Below are 6,803 nucleotides of genomic sequence, written 5' to 3'. Positions count from 1 at the left end.
GCATCGCGGCTGCACACCAACTTCTTCCAGCCGTCCTTCAAGCTGAAGGACAAGCGACGCGAGGGCGCGAAAGTGATCAAGCGCTATCATGTTCCGGCCACGCCCTATGCGCGCGCACTGGCGCATCCGAAGTTGAGCAAAGGCGTCAAACGGCGTCTTCGAGAGCTTTATCGCACGCTCGCCAGCACCTCGCACATCCCGAGGTGATTACCGAATTTGTCGATGCCTATAACGCCGAGCGCAAACGGCTCAAGAAAGAGGCGAGCACCGAACGCACCCGGATCGAGCGGCGGCTCGGCGAGATCGAGCGCGAGATCAAACGCATCGTCGATTTCATCGTCAAGGGAATGGCGACCGACGCGCTCATCCCGCGAATGAATGAACTGGAAGCCGAGCGCAAGACGTTTGCCGCGCGGCTTGAGACGGCCAAGGAAGCCGACAACGTGATCGCGCTGCACCCGAAGGCCATCGACCGCTATAAGCGCACGGTGAAGGAGTTGGCGAATGAATTGAAGCGCGGCACCCCAATGGAGTTTGCGACCATCCGTGAATTGGTGACGGCAATCATTGTGCACGCCAGCCCTAGCCGAGCGGGTGGCGCCGGGACGAAGGCGAACGCTGAGGATGGTCGGAGCGTGCGGATCGACATCAACGGGCGCCTCGCCGCGCTCTGCGGCAATCCGGCTTTGTTCTCCAATATCGCTACGTCGGGGGGATCGTTGGTAGCGGGGGTCCGCTACATCGCTAGACCCACTATTTCGCAATCGCTGTTTTCTTACTGGAGAGCAGCCTAACTCGCAACGTGGACCCTTTGTAGCTCGGCAAAAGCCGCCGTTCATACGCTATTTGTCGCCGGCTCGAAAGGTCCCTGCATAGGTTCAAATCCTGGACGCAGGCGCTCCCACAAACTTCCTCCGCTCGCAATTTCCGTGAAGTAGGTATCGGCGGTTCGAGAAGCGCGCGAGGGCGTTTCGGGCGCGCGGGGACCGCCGGTATGCTTCGGACCCGGCAGGAGCAAGCTAGTGCAGGGCTTCCCAACTAAGACCTAGCCGGGAGCGAACTACGGTGGAAATGCCGACGCCTTCGCAAGCGCGGAGCGTTAACTCAAACACCTGCGCGTTGTATGTCGCACGCGTCTCCCTGAACAGACTAGGCTCAAATGCCAGTCAACGAGCACAGTCCTGTCCTCGAAGAACGGACCGGACGTCCAGATTCCGTGTCCGCAAATCCACGCGCCGGATTTCAGCTTTGACGGGCAACTCGCCTATGCCCCAAATGGTGGAGAGAGGTCCGTGACAGAACTTGCGCAACACAGATTCAAACCATGGGAACATCGCGACACACCTTTCGCGCAAGATCAAGGTCGGCCGCCAAGTCTTCCGAACCGGTCTTGAAAAGTTGTGATTGAAGGAAAAGCGGCATGGAACAGTCCCCCCAGATCGGTGACAGGATCACTGACAAGTCAGCATCGCCCGATGATAGCACTGTCCGCGACTGGATCGGACCGGGCGCGTTCAAGCATTGGGCCTCTCTGCAGAACTGGATCGAGGAATTCTACCCCGGTGTCTTCGCGCCGGAATGGCTCTATGGCGGCAAGAAGCGCGGCTGGTCCCTACGCTACAAGAAAACAAAGGCGTTTTGCACCTTCGTGCCGGAATACAGGCGGTTTTCGGCCGTGGTGGTCTTGGGGGGAGCAGAACGAGACAAGTTTGAGGAGCGCCGTTATATCTGGCGCTCGCAGTTGGTCAAGCTTTACGATGAAGCCCAAACATACCCGGACGGGAAATTCCTGACAGTTGCGATCTCATCCGCAGATGATCGGCATGATGTGACGGAGCTTTTGACTATGAAGCGCCCTCCACCGTCGCGCGCTTGAATGTCGCGGAAATCTTAAGTTTCGCGGCAAAGTCGGCAAGACGCTGGATATTCAGCAAAAAGTCTGTCACAAGAATCGGATGGTGCCGAGCGGCCATCCGGCCGTCAGATCTCGCAACGACGTTGCACGATGCGTTATCGCGTGAAGAGTTAGCTTCAGCCCACCAACTACCGATCAATATGCTCCGGCAGGAGTGTCGTTACGATCCGCCCTATACGGCCACTGTTTGTCAGCGCGACGTTCGTGCAGATTTGCCAAACAAGTTGCAGGGTCTGCTCGACGAGCGCGACGCATGCGCCGCCGGCGGCCGGGTAGCCATCAATTCCCCGATCTCATCCACAGCCCTTAGGCATCAGGCCTTCCGTAGGTTCATCGACCAAGTAGATGCTGGGTCCGAGCAACATCACGCGAGTGAACGCCAGAAGCTTTCGTTCTCCCCCGCTCAGTGATTCCGCAATTTGTCTACGGCCCGCGGCGAGCCGCCCGAGGCGAACATAGGCTCTGTCAATTTCCTTCTTAGCTATCCGGTTTGCGAGCATTCCCCGTTGCTATGGAAACTATACATGCCGGCTATTGGAAAGCTTCGTCCCGTGTTGCGATCAATGCGTAGAGCTTTCGCGGATTTCATGAGTGACGTTGATTGGCTCATGGCTCACTCCCTACGCGCTCAAGAGGCATTCATGGCTTTCACATTAAAGATCAACGGCTCACCCCATGAGATCGATGTCGACGGCGACATCCCCTTGCTGTGGGTGCTGCGCGATGTGCTCGGCATGACCGGGACCAAGTTTGGTTGCGGCCAAGCACTGTGCGGCGCCTGCACCGTGCATATCGACGGTCAACCGGTCCGCTCCTGCCAGACGTCGGTCGATAGCATCGGCGATAGCGCGGTCACCACGATCGAGGTGATCGGCCAGACGCCGCAGGGCGCGGCCTTGCAGAAGGCGTGGCTGGAGGTGGTGCAGTGCGGCTACTGCCAATCCGGCCAGATCATGTCGGCGGCGGCATTGCTGAAAGATACTCCGAAGCCGAGTGATGCGGATATCGACTCAGCGATGTCGGGAAATGTCTGCCGTTGCGGTACCTATCAGCGTATCCGGGCCGCGATCAAGCAAGCAGCGGGAGTTTGAGCCATGGATAGGCTGATTCTAACGAACCGGATCGAAGGTGAAACGGCGATGTCGCGGCGCACCTTTTTTCAGGGCACAGGTTTGCTGCTTGGTTTTGCGCTGACCGGTGCAAGCACGGAGTCCGTCTTCGCGGCGCCTGCTTCTCAGGTGGTCGAAAACGAGGTCACGGGTACTTTCGCGCCGAATGGTTTTATACGGATCAATCCAACCGGCGCCGTGACCCTGGTCATTCCGATGATTGAGATGGGACAGGGCGTTTACACGTCGCTCTCGATGCTTCTCGCTGAAGAACTGGAAGTGAAGCTTGACCAGATTCAGGTTCAGCATGCGCCGCCAAATCATGCGCTTTACGTCAACTCGATCATCGGCATTCAAAATACAGGTGGTTCCGCCTCTGTCCGCGCCTTCTGGACACCGCTGCGTCAGGCAGGGGCAGTCGGTCGTAATCTGCTGATTGCGGCAGCCGCAAAGCGCTGGAATGTCGATCCAGCTGCTTGCCGCGCCAAGGATGGCGTCGTGTTCGATGCGTCAGGCTCGAAGCATCTGGGCTACGGCGAACTTGCGACGGCTGCGGCGAAATTGCCTGTGCCGCCTGCGGCAACCGTCAAATTGAAGGATCCAAAGGATTTCACCCTGATCGGCACGCGTGCCAAGCGCGTGGATTCACCGATAAAGGTCGATGGGCGCGCGCTCTACGGCATCGATACGCGACTGCCAGGCATGAAGGTTGCAGCAGTTGCTATTTCGCCCGTGCTCGGTGGCAAAGCGAAAACGGTGAACGATAAGGCCGCGCTGGCAGTGAAGGGCGTCCGGCAGGTGGTCAATATCGATGAAGCTGTTGCCGTGGTAGCGGATCACACGGGTGCGGCGAAGAAGGGGCTCGAGGCTGCCGCCATCACGTGGGACGATGGGCCGAACGGCAAGGTCAGCAACGCCGATATCGTCAAGCAGTTGGAGGAGGAATCCAGAAAGCCAGGCGCGGTTGCCCGTAACGATGGCGATGCAGGGAAGGCTCTTGCGGCGGCGGCGCAACGGGTTGACGCCATCTATCAGGTGCCTTTCCTGGCCCATGCGGCGATGGAGCCGATGAACTGCACCGTCCACCTGCAGAAGGACCGTTGCGACATCTGGGTCGGGACACAGGCGCCTACGATCACACAGTCTCTGGTGGTCGAACTCACCGGCCTCCCAAAGGAGGTGATCAAAATTCACAATCATCTGATTGGCGGTGGCTTCGGCCGAAGGCTGGAGGCCGATGGCACGGTGCTGGCCGTCAAGATCGCCAAGCACGTCGATGGTCCGGTGAAGGTGATCTGGAGCCGCGAGGAAGACATCCAGCACGATATGTATCGGCCGTACTATCTCGATCGGTTGTCGGCCGGACTTGACGCGGCCGGCAAGCCGGTTGCCTGGACGCATCGGATCGCCGGCTCCTCAGTCATGGCTCGCTACTATCCCCCTTACGTCAAGGACGGATTGGACCCCGATGCCGTAGAAGCGGCAGCCGAGCCGCCCTATGCGCTGCCCAATATCCACGTCGACTTTGTCCGGGTCGAGCACCCTGGTGTCCGGACGTCTTGGTGGCGCGGCGTCGGACCGACTCACAATGTTTTTGTGGTCGAAAGCTTCATAGATGAGCTCGCTCATGCTGCGAAGCAGGATCCCGTCGCTTACCGCAAGGGATTGCTTGGCCACAATCCGCGAGCGCTCGCTGTTCTGTCGCTCGCGGCGGAAAACGCAGGGTGGGGATCGCCCCTTCCCGCGCGGCATGGCCGCGGAATTTCGGTACAATTCGCATACGGAAGTTACACGTCGCAGGTCGCCGAGGTCGAAGTGGCGGCCGATGGCTCCGTCAAAGTCAAGCGGATCGTCTGTGCGATTGACTGCGGCATGTACGTCAATCCAGATACGATCGAAGCACAGGTTCAAGGTGGAACGCTTTTCGGCCTGACTGCCGCGCTCCATGGGTCAATCACCTTCAAGGATGGACGGGTCGAGCAGAGCAATTTCGACAGCTATCTGCCAATGCGTATCGACGAGGTACCGGTGGTGGAGACACACTTGATTAAGAACGCGGAGGCTCCGGGTGGCGTTGGTGAAGCTCCGACAGCCATTGTCAGTGCTGCAGTGACCAATGCGATCTTCGCCGCGACCGGCAAGCGCGTGCGCAGCCTGCCGATCGATACAAATTCGCTGAAATCGTCGTCTTAGTCCTTGCCCGTCATCCCGCGCGCGTTGTAGCGCGCTCGGGATGACGGTCGGGAACTAAAGCCGCGGAGCATAATGACTATGGGAGCGTTCGCGTTCTCGGCAGGTCCCAATTTCGTCTAATTGGCAAGAGACGAGGTTCAGTGGTACGAACAGCATGGCGACGCCCCCGCTGATCCTTGGAGAACAGGTTTCGGAGCACTATCGGCGCCGGTAGCCGGGCAATAAATAGGCCACTACAGCCATGCGGAACACCTCGAAAGCGGTTCCAAAGCAGGCTCTCGTCGGGCAGAACGTTTCGCCGCCCGCGGGCGCCACTGTCAAATTGTCTACAACAGACCTCAACAACTTGATGCAGGCGCTCGACATCGATGTCATCGCGCTGACTGAGATTTTGGTGCCGCACGGCCATCGAGTCGAATTTGGGACGATTGACGTACCCGGGATCCACTACAACTTGAGTGGCGTGGGACGCATGTCCATCAACGGCGGACCAGAGATGCCGTTGAGCCCTCATTTGCTCATCATCGTGCCGCCAAACACTCCGTTCACGATCGAGGTTGGCGGTGGAAGTAGCCCACCGAAGCTCATTTCGAGAGACTGCTGGACTCGTCAAGACGGCATCCTCCGCATCGCAGTGCCAAACGAGCAACCCGAAATTGTTCAGATATGCGGCTTTTTTAACGCATCCTTTGGTCAGTCTGTGAGGCTGTTCGGAGAACTCCGCGAACCCGTGATCGAGCAATTCGAGCCAGCGGACAAGATCGATCTGAAGCTTCGCGAGGCTATAGACGAGTTGCTACAACAGGAGGTCGGCGTTGGAGCCATGACAGCGTCTCTGCTCAAGCAGATCGTTGTCTCGTTGGTGCGACGGTCCCTCAAGTCATCCCAGCGGTGGACTGAACGATTCTCGATACTTGCCGACAGGCAGGTCACCCGTGCTTTTGCGGATATGGTGGCGCGGCCGGGAGCCGCCCATTCAGTTCAAAGCTTGGCACACAGTGCAGGATTGAGTCGTTCGGCGTTCATGGCGCGTTTCTCGGACATCTTTGGACAATCCCCGATGGCCATCTTGCGAGACTTGAGAATGCGCCAGGCTGCGATCGATTTGACGACAACGACGATGTCGATCGACGTCGTTGCTCTTAATGCGGGGTACGAGAGCCGTTCAAGTTTTGTGCGAGCTTTTCGAAAGGCGTACAATCGAGATCCGAGCGACTATCGACGGATAGCCAAGGAGGGCAGAGCCCGGAAGGAGATCTGAGAACAAGGTGCGATCCGAAAGCAAGAACGGGGCTGCCCCGCCATGGCGCCCTCCGCCTTGCGTCATGCAGAGCGGCGCTCAGACTCAGGTACTTCTCCGCTCGCAACATTTCGCTTCAAGTTGGCCGCGGCGAAGGCGTAACCCCCGGAAGCACCGTCAACGAAGTGCACGTGATTGGCTCGCGTGGGTGATGGCACGAAGCACGTAAGATTTGCCGCCGACTGTCGATGCGTTCCAAAAACGCATGCTCCTCTCCGCTGAGCCTCTTCCAAGCGTGCGTCAACGACGTCAGCGAATTCAGATGAGCAGTCCACTGTCATACGTA

The 6,803-nt window shown here is 58.6% G+C and carries 4 protein-coding genes and 1 pseudogene; all 5 read left to right on the top strand.

Translation table 11 applies throughout. The features are described 5' to 3' along the window. Positions 1 to 794 (top strand): annotated as a pseudogene (locus OZ411_RS32545) (hypothetical protein); the annotation flags it as partial. 626 nt (positions 795 to 1,420) lie between these two features. After that, entirely contained in the window at positions 1,421 to 1,876 is a 456-nt protein-coding gene (locus OZ411_RS32540; protein ID WP_130578701.1) for a DUF3788 domain-containing protein, read from the top strand. A gap of 680 nt (positions 1,877 to 2,556) precedes the next feature. Then, entirely contained in the window at positions 2,557 to 3,006 is a 450-nt protein-coding gene (locus OZ411_RS32535; RefSeq protein WP_282531212.1) for a (2Fe-2S)-binding protein, read from the top strand. Between the two features lie 3 nt (positions 3,007 to 3,009). After that, positions 3,010 to 5,217 carry a xanthine dehydrogenase family protein molybdopterin-binding subunit gene (locus tag OZ411_RS32530; RefSeq protein ID WP_282531211.1) on the top strand — a complete coding sequence of 736 codons (2,208 nt, stop codon included), beginning with the start codon at positions 3,010 to 3,012 and terminating at the stop codon, positions 5,215 to 5,217. 241 nt (positions 5,218 to 5,458) lie between these two features. Beyond that, positions 5,459 to 6,478, top strand: coding sequence for a helix-turn-helix domain-containing protein (locus OZ411_RS32525; protein ID WP_130578697.1), 1,020 nt, complete (start codon positions 5,459 to 5,461; stop codon positions 6,476 to 6,478). Positions 6,479 to 6,803 lie beyond the last annotated feature (325 nt).

It is taken from the genome of Bradyrhizobium sp. Arg237L, from assembly GCF_029990105.1.
In the GTDB taxonomy this organism is placed as follows: domain Bacteria; phylum Pseudomonadota; class Alphaproteobacteria; order Rhizobiales; family Xanthobacteraceae; genus Bradyrhizobium.
Note: the sequence above shows the minus strand (reverse complement) of the source record. Positions and strands in the feature narration are given on the sequence as shown.

Excerpts from the sequence above, each read along its gene's own strand:
- OZ411_RS32530 (WP_282531211.1), top strand. The coding sequence starts at position 3,010 with ATGGATAGGCTGATTCTAACGAACCGGATCGAAGGTGAAACGGCGATG.
- OZ411_RS32535 (WP_282531212.1), top strand. The coding sequence starts at position 2,557 with ATGGCTTTCACATTAAAGATCAACGGCTCACCCCATGAGATCGATGTC.
- OZ411_RS32540 (WP_130578701.1), top strand. The coding sequence starts at position 1,421 with ATGGAACAGTCCCCCCAGATCGGTGACAGGATCACTGACAAGTCAGCA.
- OZ411_RS32525 (WP_130578697.1), top strand. The coding sequence starts at position 5,459 with ATGCGGAACACCTCGAAAGCGGTTCCAAAGCAGGCTCTCGTCGGGCAG.